Raw genomic sequence first — 18,717 nt, 5'->3', positions numbered from 1 at the left:
CCAAAACGTTTTCTGCGATTACGATAGCGCTGCTGATGGGTACACTAACTCTAACAAAGTAACTGGGATAGCATTAACCCAATTTTGAGGAGTACCCAAACTATGCTCACGCTTTCCGGCTATCAAATTATTGACCAAATCTACGAAAGCAGCAACTCTCTGATATATCGAGGCTACCGGGAAGCCGATAACCAACCTGTAATTCTCAAAACCCTGCGAGATGCTTATCCCTCACCAGAACGCATTGCTTGTTATCAGCGTGAATATGACATTACCCACAATCTCCATTTCACAGGAATTGTCCAAGTTTACGCCTGGGAAACTCACCAACAACGACCAGTTTTAGTGTTGGAAGACTTTGGTGGTAGTTCTTTAACTGAATTGCAGTTAGCTGGAGAAATAGAGTTAGAGCAGTTTCTCCAGTTGGCTATTTCTATCGTCGAAAGCCTTACACAAATTCACTCTGCTAATATCATCCATAAAGATATTAATCCCTCAAATATTGTCTTTAACCCAAACACCAGACAGGTGAAAATCATTGACTTTGGTATTTCTACTGTTCTGTCACGAGAAACCCAATCATTCAAAAATCCCAATGTCCTAGAAGGCACTATTACATACATTTCTCCTGAGCAAACGGGGCGAATGAATCGGGCGATTGACTATCGCAGTGATTTCTACTCTTTGGGAGGAACTTTATATAAGTTACTAACAGGAGAAGTGCCGTTTCAAGGGGATGATGCCTTAGCGCTGATTCATTGCCATATTGCTAAACAACCACCATTTTTACGGGACAGGGTACAGGGGACTCTTAATAGGGAAGAGATTCCCCAAGTCCTCTGTGATATTGTGATGAAACTGATGGCAAAGAATGCTGAAGACCGCTATCAGTCTGCTTCTGGTATTCAGGCAGATTTAGAAGAATGCTTGCATCAACTGCAAACTAATGGGAATATCCATGTCTTTCCATTGGGTAGCCAGGATGTCTCTGATAGATTTATCATTCCCCAAAAACTTTATGGACGGGAAGCAGAATTAGAGACGCTATTGGCGGCTTTTGATCGCGTCAGTAATGGCACTAGTGAACTGATGTTGGTTGCAGGCTATTCTGGAGTAGGTAAATCAGCTTTAGTGAATGAGGTTCATAAACCTATTACAGCTAAACGCGGTAATTTTATTGCGGGTAAATATGACCAGTACCAAAAAAATATTCCCTACTTTGCCATTTCTCAAGCTTTCAATGATCTGTGTAATCAATTATTGACTGAAAGCGAATATGTCTTACAGCAATGGCGAGAAAAGATATTAGCTGCTGTTGGGAATAATGGACAGGTTTTAATTGATGTCATTCCCAATTTAAAATTGGTGATTGGCAAACAACCTCCTGTAACTCAGGTAGGTGGACAAGAAGCCCAAAACCGTTTTAATTTAGTCTTTCAAAACTTTATCAAGGCTATTTGTCAGGTTGAACATCCCTTAGTTTTGTTCATTGATGACTTGCAATGGGCTGATAGTGCCTCACTGAAATTGCTCAAGATTATTTTAAGCGATCGCAACATTCAATATTTACTCATCATCGGAGCCTATCGAGATAATGAAGTAGATGCAGTTCATCCATTGGTGATGACTTTAAACGAGATTGAGAAGCAGGGAGGAGGTATATCCAAGATTCATCTAAAAAACCTGACTATAAAAGATGTAAATGTTTTAATTGCAGAAGCATTGTCCTGTTCAACTATATTTAGTCAGGCATTAACTAATTTGGTTTTTGAGAAAACTCAGGGAAATGCCTTCTTTACTACTGAATTTTTTAAATCTCTCTATACAGAAACATTACTCAGCTTTGACTATACACAAAAAAAGTGGTATTGGGATTTAGAGCAAATTCAAGCCAAGGACATTACCCATAATGTTGTGGAGTTAATGACCAGTAAAATTGTCAATTTGGCAGAGGATACTCAGAAGGTTTTGCACTTAGCTGCTTGTATTGGCAATAACTTTGATTTATCTACCTTGGCAGTGATTTCTCAGCAATCAGCCAAGCAGGTTTTAGACCATTTATTACCAGCACTAAAAGAAGGTTTAATTGTCCCTGCAAATAATCAATATCATCTGATAACTTTCAGGGATGATAAAAAAGCTGGTAAAGCTAATTGTAAATTCCAGCACGATCGCGTGCAACAAGCGGCTTATTTTCTGATTCCAGAAGCGCAAAAGAAAGAAACTCATCTTAAAATTGGGCGATTGATGTTGAGTAATATATCAGCAGCAGAACAAGAAGAGAAAGTTTTTGAAATTGTTAACCAATTAAATATTGGTGCAGAGTTAATTAACACTCAAAATGAACAGAATGAATTAGTCAAGTTGAATTTATTAGCTGGACGTAAAGCCAAAGCTGCAACGGCTTACGAGGCTGCTATGGGATATTTTTCACTGGGCAGTAAATTACTAGCAGCAGACTCTTGGCAAACAAATTATGACCTTACATTAAAGTTATTTGAGTCAGCAGCAGAAGCAGCACTTCTGTGTAGTGACTTTACACAAATGAATAAATGGGTAGAAGAGGTACTGCAACACGCTAAAACTTTGTTAAATAAGGTGAAAGTTTATGAGATCAAAATCACAGCCCTTACACTTGAGAGCAAGTTGCAGGCAGCTACCACAACGGGTCTAGAAGTGCTACAAGCTTTGGGAATTAACTTTCCCTGTTCTCTGAGTCCCTTAGAACTGAGCAAAGTGCTAGAGCAAACAGCAGTTCATTTGGCAGGAAGGGAAGTTGAACACCTGATCAACTTCCCTCAAATGCAGTCAGATCAACAACTAGCAGCGATGCAAATTATTTGCAGCATCATGTCACCTGCTTTTCGGGGAGGACATGAGGTACTCCCATTCCTGGTTTTAGAGATGGTGAATTTATCTCTGCAACATGGCAATACGGCACTATCAACAATTGGTTACGTGATGTACGGTTTAATTCTCTGTGGAGCCTTGGCAGAGATTCCATTGGGCTATCAATTTGGTCAACTTGCTTTGAGCCTATTAGAGCTTTACGATGCTCAATATCTCGAATGTCATATCAACTTTGTCTTTAATGTTAGTATCTGCCATTGGCAAGAACCAGTCCAGAAAACCATCAAGCCCTTAAAAGAAGCCTATCAAATTGGTAAAGACCGAGGAGATATACAATTTTCCGGTCTTTGTGCTGTTTATGATAGCGTCCATTCCTGGGGGTGTGGACAAAACCTGGTAGAAGTTGAACGGCAAATTGCTAGCTACCATCATACCTTCGGTCAAGTCCAAAACAAAATGGCTCTTGAGTATCTAGCTATTCATTGGCAATTAACCTTAAATCTGCTAGGGGCAACTGAAAATACTTGTCTTTTAAGTGGGCCAGCTTATCGGGAGGAGCAAATGCTACCCTGGCATGAGCAAGCTAGCGATCGCACCGGTCTGGCGCATTTATATTGCTCGAAGCTGGTTCTCTGCTATCTTTTCCAAGATTTCCCGCAAGCCGCAGCCAATGCCCAAGAGTTAGAAAAGTATCTAAATGGAGTAGTAGGAACCATAATCGTACCACTTTTCAATTTCTACGATTCTCTGACGGCCTTAGCTTTATATTCTGATACTCTCCCATTGGCACAAGCAGGCTTATTAGAGAAAGTAACAGTCAATCAAGCTCAAATGCAGAAATGGGCACACCACGCTCCGATGAATTTATTGCACAAATTTTATTTAGTGGAAGCTGAACGGCATCGTGTCTTAAGGCAAAAAGCAGAGGCAATTGAGATGTATGATCGGGCGATCGCTAACGCTACAGTTCATGAATATCTCAACGAACAAGCCCTTGCTAATGAACTCGCTGGCAGGTTTTATCTCCAATGGGGTAAAGACAGAATTGCTCAAGACTATCTGCTCAACGCCTATTATGCCTACACTCGCTGGGGAGCTAAAGCAAAAGTAGAACATTTAGAAAAATGCTATCCGCAATTTTTTTCCCAAGCCGAAATAAACTCTCAATTTCCAATCTCTAAAACCATCTCCACCAGTAGCACCCGATCAAATTCTTTAGACTTAAATAGCTTCCTCAAAGCGTCTCACGTTCTGGGGCGAGAAATTAAGCTCGATACTTTACTGACCAAACTAATGACAATCGTCATCGAAAATGCTGGGGCAGAAAAGGGTTATTTATTTCTCAACCAACAGGGAGAATGGCAGATTGAAGCATCGGGAACAATTGACTCAGATGCAGTTAAAGTTAGGGAAGCAATGTCTACGAAGGGCTACGCCATCGAAACCCTCAGTGAACCAGTAGTGTCTAATGCCATTGTTGATTACGTTATTCGTACTAAAGATAGTGTTGTATTACACAATGCTGCTAATGAAGGCAACTTCACTCGTGATTCTTACATTCATCAACAGCAACCCAAATCTATTTTGTGTTTTCCCCTGCTCAATCAAGGCAAATTGATCGGGATTGTCTATTTGGAAAATAATCTTACAACTGGAGCCTTTACCGCAGAGCAGATGGAAGTTTTAAATCTGCTTTCCTCCCAGGCTGCTATCTCTATTGAAAATGCTACCCTCTACAATACTTTAGAACAAAAAGTAGCAGAACGAACTCAACAATTGTCTCAAACCCTGGAAGACCTTAAAACTACCCAGAAGCAACTTGTAGAATCTGAGAAAATGGCGGCTTTGGGTGGTCTTGTGGCTGGAGTAGCCCATGAAATCAATACTCCTGTCGGCACTAGTATCACCGTCGCTTCTACCCTGGCTGACGAAACACGTTCGTTTATTACAGCTATCGAACAAGGGCAATTAAAGCGTTCAGTTTTAAACAACTATTTGGAAATCGCCAAAGAAAGTACTGAGTTGATTCTTAGCAACCTCAATCGTGCCGGCGAATTGGTGCAAAGCTTCAAGCAAGTAGCTGTGGATCAGACTAGTTTGGAACAGCGGACATTTGTAGTTAAGCAGTATTTGGAAGAAATTGTCTCCAGTTTAACTCCCAAACTCAAACAAGCTTCCCATACCCTGACTGTAACAGGCCATGAAACTGTAACCATTGACAGCTATCCTGGGGCTTTGGCACAAATTCTCACCAACTTAGTCATGAATTCTTTGAATCATGCCTATCAACCTTACGAATCAGGGCAGTTGCGTATTGAGGTGAAACAACAAGGCAATCGCGTTGTGATTCAATATAGCGACGATGGTTGCGGCATTCCGCCAGAAAACTTAAACAAAATTTTTGAGCCTTTCTTTACCACCGCTAGACAGCAGGGAGGCAGTGGTTTAGGTCTGCACATTGTCTACAACTTGGTCACTCAAAAGCTACAAGGGACTATTGATGTTAACAGCGCAGTAGAAAAGGGAACCCTATTTATAGTGACACTACCTCTGTCTACGAACTATTAAGTTTTCTTGTTCTTTTTAACAAAGTTGGTTGACAATGCTTAACGATCCCCATATATCTCTCTCACCAACAGACGATGAAGTATTCGTGTTTGAAGATGATGAAGAGCCGATAAGTAATAAAACTCAATTAACTCCGTTGGAGGTAGTGCCTCAGGCAGAAGAGACTTCTGAAGGGTGGAAAATGATGATTGTGGACGATGATTTTGAAGTCCACCAGGCGACTAAGCTAGCTTTGAGAAGTTTTACCTTTGAAGGCAAACCTTTAACTTTCCTCTCTGCTTTTTCGGGAACAGAAGCCAAAAAGCTGATTGCAGTCCACCCAGATACCGCATTTATTTTATTAGATGTGGTTATGGAAACCAATGATGCTGGGTTAAGGGTAATTCAATACATTCGGGAGGAGTTGAAAAATCAGATTGTGCGGGTGATTTTACGCACAGGACAACCAGGAGATGCGCCAGAGGAATCGGTGATTTTGAACTATGACATCAATGATTATAAGCTGAAGGTAGAACTGACTCGCCAAAAGTTAATTACAAGTGCGATCGCTGCTTTAAGGTCATACCGCGATTTAATCACCATAGAACAACAAGCAGCACAATTAGCTCAAGCATTGCACGACCTGCAACAGATACAATATAGTCTCGTGCAAAAGGAAAAAATGTCGGCACTGGGTAATCTCGTTACAGCTATTGCCCACGAGATTAATAACCCGATTAACTTTATTGCAGGCAATATGAAACCTGCTCAAGAATATATTCACGACTTGTTGGCACTAATCGACCTTTATCGGCAAACCTTTCCTGAGCCGGGAGCAGAAATAGAGGAAGCGATCGCCACAATCGATTTAGACTATCTCCAAGAAGATTTGCCTAAACTCATCTCTTCCCTGAAAGAAGGTAGCGATCGCATCCGTGGTATTAGTGCCAGTCTCCGCACCTTCTCCAGAGGAGACAACGATCACAAAGTTCCTTTTAATATTCATGAAGGCATTGAAAGTACATTACTCATCCTGAAGCACCGATTAAAAGCCAATGAGCATTATCCTGCAATTGATATAGTCAAAGATTATGGGGAAATACCTCAATTAGAATGTTTCCCTGGACAACTCAACCAAGTGTTTATGAATTTGATCGCCAACGCCATTGATGCTTTGGAAGAATCTAATAAGGAGCGTAGTTTACAACAAATCATAGATAATCCCAATCGCATCACAATTGTTACCACACTATCTGAAGATCGGCATCATGTCTTGATTCAAATTCAAGACAATGGCATGGGAATGTCCGAAGATGTCAAGCAAAAACTATTTGGTTACTTATTCACCACCAAGGGAGTAGGGAAAGGTACAGGTTTGGGATTAACGATTTCCCGTCAGATTGTGGAAGAAAAACATGGTGGACAACTTACAGTGACATCGGAATTAGGCAAAGGCACAGAATTAGCGATCGCCATTCCAGTGGAAAGTTAAAAGACGCGATTAATCGCGTCTATACTTAGGAGAAACGTGCAAGGGAATAACTAATGCCCAATACAACTCTTCTCTACGAGAGGCTGCGCCAAGGAGAGGCTGGCGCTTAGGGCGTAGCTATGCCGCAGGCTTTACGACGCCGCTCAGTATAAGTGCCCAATCCCCTAATTCCAATCTTGCTCGTCCTTTTTACCGCGACTTTTGTAAATTCCCCCCAAATCATGAATTTTGCGAGTTTTCTCAAAAAGCTCGGCTTCGGTCAAACCCCACTGCTGCAAGACTTTATTTAGGTCTTTTTGGATATCTCTCGCCCCTGGAAACCCTTGATAACGCATTTGCAGTCTAGCTAATTCTGCTAAGTTATAGTCTGTGGCCTGTTGAGCGAGTAAGATATCAATAAGAGGGCGATCGCGGTTATAAAGAGGATGTTGTTGGTCTTTACCTCCCGTTGCTTCAGTCATCATGAGTCCTAAGTGTCGTTAGCGGTAGCTATGGTTTAGCCCGTGCTAAACTCCTGAATTTTAGTTTAGCCCAGAGCAGAGGAGTATAGTAGGCAAAGGTAAATCACTAAACACAGAAAGTTTAATTGTTAAATCTACGACTACTCACTTCCTAACTACTCTACTCAGCACTCAAAACTAGTTACAGACGGCAACTACACCTGAGGTCTTACGGCTCTCACCACTGCCACTTAACTTTAAATAAAGTTACATTAGTCCTTAAGAAAATACAAAAAACTTTAGATGAGGGTGAATTTGATCTCACCCAAAATCCAAGCAGCGAGGGAGCAAGAACCCATTATGTTTGAACACTTCACTTCCGAAGCCATTAGAGTAATTATGTTAGCTCAGGAGGAAGCACGTCGCCTGGGACACAACTTCGTAGGAACTGAACAAATTCTCCTGGGTTTGATGGGAGAAGGAACTGGGGTTGCTGCTAAAGTGCTGGCCGAGTTAGGCGTTACCCTCAAAGACGCACGTCGCGAGGTAGAAAAAATTATTGGTAGGGGTTCTGGCTTTGTACCACCAGAAATTCCTTTTACCCCCAAGGTGAAAAGCCTGTTTGAGCAATCGTTCAAAGAAGCTCATAGTCTGGGACAGAATTACATTAATACTGAACACTTACTCTTAGGATTGACCGAAGCTGGTGAAGGTGTTGCCGCCAAAGTACTGCAAAATCTAGGGGTTGACTTCAAGAGTGTCCGCAGTGCCATAGTTCGCCGTTTGGGTGAAAATGCACCGGCTTTCGCTGGTGGTGGTAATCAAAAGCGCACCCAACCGCTAACGATGGAAGAGTTTGGTAGAAATTTGACCAAACTAGCCCAAGAAGGCAAACTCGACCCGGTAGTTGGTCGCGAGAAGGAAATTGAGCGGGCGATCCAAATTCTCGGTCGCCGCACTAAGAATAACCCAGTGTTGATTGGAGAACCAGGAGTTGGTAAAACTGCGATCGCAGAAGGTCTAGCTCAACGGATTATCAACCAGGATGTTCCCGAAACCTTACAGGACAAGCAAGTTATCAGCCTCGATATGGGGTCATTGGTAGCTGGAACTCGCTTCCGTGGCGATTTTGAAGAACGCATCAAAAAAGTTGTGGAAGAAGTCCGCACTGTAGGCAACATCATCTTGGTGATTGACGAAATTCACACCTTGGTTGGCGCTGGTGGTACAGAAGGTGGTTTGGATGCAGCCAACATCCTCAAACCTGCCTTAGCACGGGGTGAACTCCAGTGCATCGGCGCAACTACCCTTGATGAGTATCGTAAGCATATCGAGCGCGATGCCGCCCTAGAGCGTCGTTTCCAACCGATTATGGTCGGGGAACCCTCAGTAGAGGAAACCGTACAAATTCTCCACGGCTTGCGCGGCGCTTACGAACAGCACCACAAAGTCACAATTTTAGATGCGGCACTTGTAGCAGCAGCACAATTATCAGACCGCTATATTAGCGATCGCTTCTTGCCAGATAAGGCAATAGACTTAATTGATGAAGCTGGTTCTCGCGTTCGTCTGCGGAACTCTCAGAGTTCTCCGAATAAAGAACTGAAACGCGAACTCGCTGGCGTTACCAAAGCTAAAGAAGCAGCAGTCAGAGTCCAAGATTTTGACAAAGCTGGAAACCTGCGTGACCAAGAGTTACAACTGGCAGAACAACTGCAAGCAACATTTACACAAAACGATCAACCTGTCAACTCTACCGTCGTTGACGAAGAAGACATCGCCCAAATCGTTGCCTCTTGGACTGGCGTACCAGTCAACAAGCTTACTGAATCTGAGTCCGAGTTGCTGCTGCACCTAGAAGACACTCTGCATCAACGGCTCATCGGTCAAGAACAAGCAGTTTCGGCTGTATCTCGCGGTATCCGTCGCGCCCGTGTCGGCTTAAAAAATCCCAATCGTCCCATTGCTAGCTTTATCTTCTCTGGGCCTACTGGAGTCGGTAAAACAGAATTGGCGAAGGCACTAGCTGCCTACTTCTTCGGTGCGGAAGACTCGATGATTCGCCTAGATATGTCCGAATACATGGAAAGTCACACCGTCGCCAAGCTAATTGGTTCGCCTCCTGGTTATGTGGGATACGACGAAGGCGGACAACTGACAGAAGCCGTGCGGCGGAAACCTTACACAGTGTTGCTATTCGACGAAATCGAAAAAGCTCACCCCGATATATTCAATATGCTGCTGCAAATCTTGGATGACGGTCATCTTACCGATGCTAAAGGTCGGAAAGTTGACTTCAAGAACACGCTGATCATTTTGACTTCCAACATCGGTTCCAAGGTGATTGAAAAAGGTGGTAGTGGTTTAGGCTTTGACTTCGACACTCAAGCTGATGCTAGTTATAACCGCATCCGCACCCTGGTAAATGAGGAATTGAAAGCTTATTTCCGTCCTGAGTTCCTTAACCGTCTCGATGAAATTATCGTCTTCACCCAGCTTTCTAGGGATGAAGTTAAGCAAATCGCTGAGATTATGCTTCGTGAAGTTTCTAAGCGCTTGACAGAAAAGGGAATTATCTTAGAAGTTAGCGATCGCTTCAAAGAGCTTGTAGTACAAGAAGGCTATAACCCCAGCTACGGCGCTAGGCCATTACGTCGGGCAATTATGCGCCTTTTAGAAGATTCTCTCGCCGAAGCAATGCTGTCTGGTGAAATTACAGATGGAGACACAGCGATTATCGATGTTGATGATGACTCTCAAGTGAGAGTACAAAAATCAGAAAAACGAGAATTGCTCTTGGCAAATGTTGGCTAATTTTATACCTAATCACTTTTTGCTGTAATATTTGAGAAACACTTCAGCCTCTTATTTAAGTAGAGGCGTAAGCAGGGGCATCTCCGACAAACATAAAGTGAAATGGTATTATATCTTTCACCCCTGGTATTTCTACCAGGGGCTTTTTTGTAGCTACAATTATCTGCCTCCTTCAGAGGAATGTCTTTAACTACACAAAATAGGTTAACGGCTAAAATAATAACTGGATTGCATTACTTATAACTAATTATTATTTCAAAATACTATCTGTTAAAATAACCTTTCTAATACTTCTTTTATCATCGAAAGGCACAACACGATCTTCAGAGTATTCATCTTCTAACTTGTACTCTTCTCCAAAGTCAAGACTTAATTGCAAATCTGGTTGTTTAGAAGTATTAATCAGATCAACATAAGTGCCATAATCAAGAGTGTAAATATTGTATCGAACACCTGGATTATCTTTGTCAGCATATCCACGTTGCATTAAATGCAAAACTCGCGAATCAAAAAGTCTTTGAATAACATCGTGTTTTTCGAGTACTCTAGGAAGTAAAAATTTCTATTTCCAAAACTTGCTGCCAATTTGATTCGTCTATTTTAAAACTTTTATAGATAGGAACTTCTATAAAAAAACTTATAGGGGATGGTAAATCAGCATTTTTAATAATTTCCATGTTTATTTTCAATTGTAAAATAAATTAGTATTATTAGGATAAATTTTAGCTCAAGGGGTAAATTTTGAGCTAAAAAATCTTTAAATTTAAGAGCTGTTTCTGAAGTGTCACATCCCATCCCTGCACAAACTTATTGCGATATTGATTCCTCTGCCAACAATTCTGATGCTAATTCACTCTTAACTACATCCTTAGAATCACCAGATTTAGAAAAACCATCTGCTACATCTTTGATAAAACCAGCTACAGGTACCGCGACTAATAAACCCAAAACTCCGCCAAAATTGGTTCCTACAAGCAAAGCAATTAACACCCATATTGGTCTAATGCCAGTAAATTTGCCTAAAAGACGTGGTGCGATCGCCTGATCAATTAACTGATCAATGACAACAGCTACCGCAGCAATCTTCACTGCTAGCCAAAAGTCGTGTGTGGCTATTATTAAAATTATTACAACAAGACTGACGACATCACCAAAGGGAATTAAGCTCAAAACCCCAACTCCCAAACCAAAGAGTAAACCAAACTGGACTTGAAAACTTAAAAACAATAATGTTATGGAAACTCCCATCAGCAAAGCCAAAGTTCCCTGACCAATCAAGTAATTTTGGAAGTTTTGCTGAATAGACTGGCTTATCTCCTGGGCAAAATTTCCAGGTAACTTCTTAAATATTACCTGCCAAATTCTTGGCCCATCTAATAACAGATAAAAAGTCACGACTACTGTGATTAATGATTCAGAAACACTATCAATAGTATCTATAATAATGCTTAAAAGTTTATCTGAGAAAAACTCTAATTCATTGGGCAATTTATTGGTTACTTGTGTTAACAACTGACTTAAATTCACATTTAATTTGTGCCTAAAAAACCAATCATTTACAATCTGAAGTTTTTCTTCGCTAGAATCAATCCATTGGGGAAGGACTTTAACCATCTCATGAAATTGATCTAAAACAATGGGAACCAAAGTGATACCCAGAGCAACGACAATTAACAATGCTAATATAAAAACTAATGCTACCGCATAGCCGCGTTTAACTCCCCGCTGTTGGAGAACCGAAACAGGATAGTTTAAAACGAATGCAAGCAAAGTAGCTAAGACAAGAATTGTGACGACAGGTTGAAAACTTTTAACAAGCAAAAATGCTAGCCAACCATTGAGAAAGACTAGAGGAAATAGCAGTGTCAAAATTAACCATTTAACTAGTTGATTGAGTGAAAAATTCATAATCAATTTAAAAATCAAAATTATTCTAGTTACTAGATTGAAGCTGAAAATTAAATATGCTCAAGGGGAAGTAGATGAGAAAATCTTTCCCCATTCCCAATTTTCGGTTATTTGAGGACTAAATTTCAGCAAAAGCTAAAAATTGCTCCTCATTTATCCGTCCTGCTTGATACAGAGTATTAGTAATTTCAGAAATAGTTAAAACCGCATGACCACGATAACCATTTTGCTGTAATCTATCTTTCACCCCTTGTTCATGGTCGATAAATACCACAATATCATTAACATTTAATCCTGCTGATTCCAACTTTTCTGCTCCTTCCATGACACTTTTACCGCTAATGAGAATATCATCAACTACCACAACTGTTTCGCCAGGATGAAAGTTACCCTCAATTACTCTCCGAGTTCCGTGGGCCTTCACCTCTTTACGGGGGAAAATCATCGGACAATTAAGACGCAAAGATAAACCAGTAGCAGTAGGTAAAGAACCATAGGGAATACCTGCTAACCTATCAAAATTCAAGTTCTTCAAAATATCTTCATAGGCAGTGATAACTTGATTGAAAACTTGGGGATTGGAAATAATTTTGCGTAAGTCAATGTAATAAGGAAATATAGCTCCTGATGCTTGGACAAAGCTGCCAAACATAATGCAGTCAATATCATAAAGTTGTAAAATCAAATCCTGGTGGGGATGCTGATTTAGCAAACAAACATCAGGAAACCACACAGAGCAAGTAGAATTTTCATAAATAATTTCAGCTTTTATTTGATTAATTTCTCCGCGTAAAGACTGGATTTCCTGAGATAATTTTGGTTTTGCCAACATATCTTGAGGAACAGGAATTAGCAAACCATCACCGTTAGTATTCAAGCCCGCTTCTAAAATTTGCTTCAGATTTAGTCCCTCCGCCCAGATGCTACGCGCCAGAATAATTCGTTCCGGCGCGATCGCTCGAATAAATGCTAAAACTTCAGGATTTGTAGTTCCCACTTCCAAACCCAATTGTTCTGGAGTTCCCCAGGTTTTTGATTCTTTTACCACCTGTAAATAAAGCGGTGATTCGTTTGTAGGATATTGCTGTATAGCTTCTGCACTTGGATTAGAAGTACAGCATAAAATAAACACAGCTTTATCAGGATATACTAAAAATGGTGCTACATGATCTTGTCCTGTATAGGGACTGAGAGTAATTGCATCCACCTGCCATTCTGTAAACACAGTTCGGGCAAAAATGGTACTAGTATTTAAGTCACTGTGTTTGGCATCTAAAATAACTGGGATATGGGCAGGAATAGCTGCTAAAGTTTTGTACAACAGTTCTAAACCGGGAATACCTAATGCTTGGTAAAAGCCAAGTGTCGGTTTATAGGCACAAACGAAATCAGAAGTTTCAGCAATAATGAATTGTAACCACTTCTGTAAACCAGCGATGAGTTCTTCAGATTCATAATGCACAGGCATCATCTCTGGATTTGGATCAAGTCCTACAAACAGTAAGCTTTGATTTTGCAAAATATTACGATTCAATTTATCAAAAAAGTTCATATTTTTTGTTTAAAAAAGAGTTATTAGTTATTAGTCTTTGCGTCTTTGCATCTCACTTACCATAATTCCTTTACAAAAACATCGATTCTGTTAGTTGAGTGCCTCCAGCCTTACGTCCTAATAGATAGTGAATTACTCCAAATAGAACAACCATCGGTACTGAGCTAAAGTGGACAATTCGCAATGCTTGCCAACTGCCAAACAGATCCACAATCCAGGGAAATTGAGCAGGTTTATACATTCCTATTCCTGTAAATAATGCCAGTAGCAAGATAGGAATAATTGCTGTATAGGCAATACGATGCCAAGCATAAATTAGGCGCTGGGAATTTTTACTTTTTTGTAATGCTTTGAAGTCATTGGCACCTACAAACCGATGTCGCCAGCGTCGGGTAATTAAAACGTAAATTCCATACCATAGGAGATTCACGGAGAATAGCCACATTGCTGCAAAATGCCAGTGTCTACCTCCTGCAAGCCAACCTCCTAAAGTAAATATCGGAGGAATGTGCAAACCTGCACGTCCACCAAAAACAGGGTTGGCGTTGTAAATTTGTAGTCCACTGGTGAGCATGATAAACAGACTAATGATGTTACAGGAGTGGAAAATTTTGGCTCCTATTGCTTGAGTGGGTGGCTTTCGAGTTTGAGAAGAAACAGTCGAAGTCATAGATTTTGACTGATAAAATTTGGTGTTTATCTGTCTTGAGTGAATGGCCCAGCTAGTTTGGGGGTGGGCATTACTCACTTTTATTTTCCCATCCTATGATTCAGTATTCTGACATTGATGGTCTACCATCTTCTGTTTTAAATGTCAGTTTTAGATATGGTTAGGGTTTTTCTAAGAAAATGTCTGAAAAAAAGATATTTTATCCAGTGTATCCCTAACGGTGATCAACTAATTAGACTGATATGAAGGAAACTTAGTCATTATCTACGCTCATCAATGGCTGAAGCGTTTTTCATCGGATCAACCATTGCAGCAGTATACACTGATAATTAGTGCGATGCCTATGGCGGGCTATGCCTATGCGGTGATTATGGTAAAAAGTATACTGATGGCTTGTGCTGTAATTTAAGTGTGAAAAAGAGAAGACCAAATTTATCAAACTCAGGTATTGTTAATGCATTGACTTGTATTGTGAATACGACAGCCGCCTTGTTAATGCATCGGCTTGCAAAAATTAATACCTTGTGCCCAAGGTTAATTAGTTAAAAACTGGCGTGTTTTCTAATAGCGGCATAGTGTCTTGCTGTGGTATTCATCTCAATGACCAACTCTGTGCCTTGACCTAATTGAGAATTACACTTAAGTTTACCTTGATGTTTTTCAACTATAATTTCTCGACTAATTGATAGTCCTAGTCCCTTCCCTTGACCAATTGGTTTGGTTGTGAAAAATGGTTCAAATATCTGTCTTTGGATATGGGGAAGTATGCCTTTACCATTATCAGAAATGCGAATGATAACTTTGTGTTTTTTTCCTACTCGTTTGTCATTTAACCAAAGTTCATTACTATTTACTAATGATAAATGACTACTAATAATTTCTGTATGAATAAAAAGAGTGGGAGTAAAGGAATAATCATGTTTTATCCTTTCTTCTAAGGCATCAATGGCGTTAGTCAAGATGTTCATAAATACCTGATTTAGATCACCAGGGTAACACTCGATTAAGGGCAATTCCCCAAAGTTTTTAATGACTTCAATCCTTGGTCTATCAGGCTGTTCTTTCAGACGATGTTGCAAAATCCTCAGAACACTATCAAGTCCTTCATGCAGGTCAACCTTTTTTATTTGACCTTCGTCACAAGTTGAAAAATTCCGCAAGGCGAAAACAATTTCTTTGACGCGCTCAGATCCGGCTCGCATTGACCACAGCAATTTCAAAAAGTCTGTCTTCACAAAACCAAGGTCGAGGCGTTGCAAATGTAAGGCGATGACTGGGGTCGGTGTGGGATAGTAATGTTGGTAAAGTTCAATGACTCTGATTAAGTCTTCAGCATATTGACTCGCAGGATGGAGATTGCCGTAGATGAAGCTAACGGGGTTGTTAATTTCGTTAGCCATATCCGCCACCAGTTGACCGAGGTTAGCCATTTTCTGGTTCTGCAATAACTGCTTTTGGGTATATTTGAGTTCTTCGAGGGTAGTTTCTAGCTGCTGTGATTTTTCCCTAAGTTGGTCTTCGGTAGACTGGCGTTGGACAATTTCTCTTTGGAGTTGTTCAAATAGTTGATATTGTTGAGTAGCGATCGCCTTATCCTGACTAATATCCTTGTGCGTCCCCGCCATCCGCACTGGTTTACCGAACTTATCCCACTGAAATACTTTCCCACAAGCCAGAATCCACTTCCACTCGCCGGATTTAGTCAACATTCTGAATTCGACTTCAAATACGGGTGTGCATCCTTCGAGATAATCGTGCAATACCTGATGAATTCTTGGTAAATCCTGTGGATGTACAAGTTGCTCAAAGAATTTATGGTCGTGAGTGATTTCCTCTGCTTCATACCCCAGAATGCGCTTCCACCGGGGATCATAATAGGTTTTATTGGTGATCAGATTCCAATCCCACAATCCCAAGCCATTGGCTATTAATGCCATTTGTAAGGCGGCTTGTGAGCATTGACAAGGATCTAAATTTTCTTGAGATAAGTCTTTTTGTCCTTTTTGCAGTGGCTGTGATTCTGGGAAACTCTGGGAATCTTGTACTGAAAGTGGAGCTTCCGGTTCATGGGTAGTGGGTTCTTCGATATGCATAGCTGCTGGTACGATGAGGAAGATATCCTGTAGCTCTCTCTACGCTGTCTTAGCACCCTGACGATCCAGTTATGGACAAATCGTCTACTTGGTTGATTAGGCTGTAACTTAGGTCAGAGATGTATCAGCGCATATCATCAATTTGGATGGAATTTAGAAAAAGGTAAACAGACGAATGTAACCGCTGTTGCGATCGCCGTGGCCATTTTTTAGAAAAAATAGCTACATTGTGTGCATCTACATTCTAAGATATGTCTAAAAAAAGTAGTTCAAATCACATATAATCACTTAAAAACTCAAAAAATTTTGTAAAAAAAATTCTATGATTAAGTCACGTCAAATATTTCAGGATACAGAAAAATTGTCAAGCCTGGTTTGTAGCTTTTTTGGTAATACCGATTACCTGTGAGGTTGGATAGAACAATTTGCTCAAGCCCCCTGTATCACCAAGCCTGATTTTGTGCAGTTTTACAAATAATTGGTATAAAAACTAGCTGCTACCCACACAAAGTAGGCTAGATTGAGTTCCAAAGAATAATCCTGTGAGAAAATGTCATGCTGTAGAGCCGATGAGTAATGACTATAGATGAAGCAGTACTGCTGCTAAAAGCCAGTCAAGCAACGGGTTTAACTACGCTCCAAGAGATTATATTGCGTTCTTCCTGGGAAGGAAAAACCTATACCAATATAGCCAGTGAAGCTCACTACGGTGAGGAGCGTGTCAGGAAAGTTGCTGCTTATTTATGGCAAGTACTGAGTGATTTTTGCAAAGAACCTATAAATCAATCCAACTTCCGCCAGACTCTAGAAAATCACCATCTTAGCAAAGCCCATCAGCAGTTAGTTAAGGAATTCAACAAAGCAGCTACGGCTATATCCTTAGAATTTCCTAGTGGCCCAGTATCCCTTAATTCCCGATTCTACATCCCTCGTTTGCCAATTGAAGAACTCGCCTACGCAGAAATGGCTGAACCTGGGAGTGTCATTTGCATTAAAGCACCTAAAAAGATGGGGAAAAGCTCTCTGATTTTGCGGTTGCTTGCACGCGCTAACAGTCAAGGTTTTCGCACCGTAACCTTGAACTTTCAGCAAGCAGATAAAGCAGTATTTGCCAATTTAGATAAATTTTTGCGCTGGTTCTGTGTTGATGTCTGTCGGGAGTTACAGCTAGAACCAAAACTGAATGATTATTGGGATGAAGATATGGGTAGCAAAGTGAGTTGCTCTATCTATTTCCAACAGTATTTACTCTCGGCGCTGGAAAGTCCCCTTGTGTTGGTGTTGAATGATCTGGATTGGGTGTTTGAATATCAGGAAATTGCTGGAGAATTACTATCACTGATCCGAACTTGGCATGAACGGGCCAAAGGCGTAGAAATTTGGCAAAAACTGCACCTGGTTCTGGTTTACTCAACTGAAATACTTGCTTCCTTAAAACAGACTCAATCGCCATTTAATATTGGTTTGCGAATAAATTTACCTGCCTTTACGAAAGAGCAAGTGCAGGATTTAGCACAACTTCACGGCTTGGATTGGACAGATGGTAAAGATGCCGAGAGTTTGATAGCAATGGTAGGAGGATATCCTTATTTAGTGCGATTGGCTTTTTATCACCTTGTGGGTAAAGGGGGACTAGAAGGGGATTTAGAACAGCTATTGCAACAAGCGCCCACAGAAACAGGAATTTATCACGAGTATTTAAGGCAGTATGTCTTAGCGCTACGAGATCAGCCAGATTTGGGAGATGCTTTTTATGAAATGATTAACGCTACAAATTCTGTAAAATTAGAGCCAGCATTGGCATATAAATTACAGAGTATGGGGCTAATTAATTTAGAAGGCGATCGCAGTACTCCTGCGTGTGAATTATATCGTTTATATTTCCGACAATATCTGAAAACAAGTGAGAATTTTAACAGCGGCTGTTTTAACTGTGAGTTTAGGTGGGGTTAGCGTTGCCCATATAAGTAAAATGATACTGATGTTAACTGTGGGTTAGCGATCGCGCAGCATTCCCCAAGAAATTTTATCAAAGCGATCGCCTTTACAACACCATCATTCCACCTCAGAACACGAAACGTCGAGCTTTCAACAGGAACATTCTCGTTCGGAACACGAAACTCTGAGTTCAGAACAGGAAAGGCCGAGTTAAAGCGATCGCACTTTTCAGTTTTATCACGGTACGCTTTGCACAAAACCGTCTATTCTTGATTTGAGGAGGGGCGATCGCGTAGATATGCTAAACCATTACGGACATCAATAGTATGAGGATGATCCACCCCTAATCGTCGCTCACAAATATCCAAAGCTTGGATAAAAAGCGGTTCGGCTTCGCTGTATCTGCCTTGGGA

The 18,717-nt window shown here is 40.8% G+C and carries 12 protein-coding genes; 4 read left to right on the top strand and 8 right to left on the bottom strand.

Annotated elements, in window-relative coordinates; all coding sequences use genetic code 11:
- Window positions 1–102 precede the first annotated feature (102 nt).
- A complete protein-coding gene (locus Q0541_RS16605) occupies window positions 103–5,418 on the top strand; it encodes an AAA family ATPase (RefSeq protein WP_298912065.1) in 5,316 nt (1,771 codons plus the stop codon).
- A gap of 34 nt (window positions 5,419–5,452) precedes the next feature.
- Entirely contained in the window at window positions 5,453–6,889 is a 1,437-nt protein-coding gene (locus tag Q0541_RS16600) for an ATP-binding protein (RefSeq protein ID WP_298912062.1), read from the top strand.
- 164 nt (window positions 6,890–7,053) lie between these two features.
- Here Q0541_RS16600 and Q0541_RS16595 read toward each other — a convergent pair whose 3' ends face one another.
- Window positions 7,054–7,350 (bottom strand): DUF3288 family protein, encoded by a 297-nt coding sequence (locus Q0541_RS16595; protein WP_298912100.1) that lies wholly within the window; start codon window positions 7,348–7,350, stop codon window positions 7,054–7,056.
- Window positions 7,351–7,689: 339 nt separating this feature from the next.
- Between Q0541_RS16595 and Q0541_RS16590 the strand changes: the two genes are divergently transcribed.
- On the top strand, window positions 7,690–10,143 hold the full coding sequence (locus tag Q0541_RS16590; protein WP_298912060.1) for an ATP-dependent Clp protease ATP-binding subunit: 2,454 nt from the start codon (window positions 7,690–7,692) through the stop codon (window positions 10,141–10,143).
- Between the two features lie 250 nt (window positions 10,144–10,393).
- Here the strand turns inward: Q0541_RS16590 and Q0541_RS16585 are convergent, their stop codons facing one another.
- The 5 genes from Q0541_RS16585 to Q0541_RS16565 form a co-directional block, all read right to left on the bottom strand.
- The gene (locus Q0541_RS16585; RefSeq protein ID WP_298912057.1) at window positions 10,394–10,630 is read right to left on the bottom strand and encodes a hypothetical protein; all 237 of its coding nucleotides are present in this window, start codon (window positions 10,628–10,630) and stop codon (window positions 10,394–10,396) included.
- Window positions 10,631–10,950: 320 nt separating this feature from the next.
- Complete coding sequence (locus Q0541_RS16580) at window positions 10,951–12,051, bottom strand: AI-2E family transporter (RefSeq protein ID WP_298912054.1); 1,101 nt, start codon at window positions 12,049–12,051, stop codon at window positions 10,951–10,953.
- 118 nt (window positions 12,052–12,169) lie between these two features.
- Complete coding sequence (locus Q0541_RS16575) at window positions 12,170–13,603, bottom strand: bifunctional orotidine-5'-phosphate decarboxylase/orotate phosphoribosyltransferase (RefSeq protein WP_298912051.1); 1,434 nt, start codon at window positions 13,601–13,603, stop codon at window positions 12,170–12,172.
- Window positions 13,604–13,673: 70 nt separating this feature from the next.
- A complete protein-coding gene (locus Q0541_RS16570; RefSeq protein ID WP_298912048.1) occupies window positions 13,674–14,273 on the bottom strand; it encodes a cytochrome b/b6 domain-containing protein in 600 nt (199 codons plus the stop codon).
- Window positions 14,274–14,815: 542 nt separating this feature from the next.
- Window positions 14,816–16,366, bottom strand: a complete 1,551-nt coding sequence (locus tag Q0541_RS16565; RefSeq protein ID WP_298912046.1) for a PAS domain-containing sensor histidine kinase — start codon at window positions 16,364–16,366, stop codon at window positions 14,816–14,818.
- Between the two features lie 576 nt (window positions 16,367–16,942).
- On the opposite strand from Q0541_RS16565, the gene Q0541_RS16560 reads away from it, so the two are divergent.
- Complete coding sequence (locus Q0541_RS16560) at window positions 16,943–18,319, top strand: AAA-like domain-containing protein (protein ID WP_298912044.1); 1,377 nt, start codon at window positions 16,943–16,945, stop codon at window positions 18,317–18,319.
- Here Q0541_RS16560 and Q0541_RS16555 read toward each other — a convergent pair.
- Window positions 18,316–18,561 carry a hypothetical protein gene (locus Q0541_RS16555; RefSeq protein ID WP_298912041.1) on the bottom strand — a complete coding sequence of 82 codons (246 nt, stop codon included), beginning with the start codon at window positions 18,559–18,561 and terminating at the stop codon, window positions 18,316–18,318. The two genes, Q0541_RS16560 and Q0541_RS16555, sit on opposite strands and share 4 nt — an antisense overlap.
- 6 nt (window positions 18,562–18,567) lie before the next feature.
- Window positions 18,568–18,717 (bottom strand): tetratricopeptide repeat protein (locus Q0541_RS16550; RefSeq protein WP_298912096.1); only part of this gene is annotated, 150 nt, incomplete at its 5' end.

The sequence above is a fragment of the uncultured Nostoc sp. genome, from assembly GCF_937863485.1.
Taxonomy (GTDB): Bacteria; Cyanobacteriota; Cyanobacteriia; order Cyanobacteriales; family Nostocaceae; genus Nostoc.
This window is presented reverse-complemented; position numbering and strand designations above follow the sequence as displayed.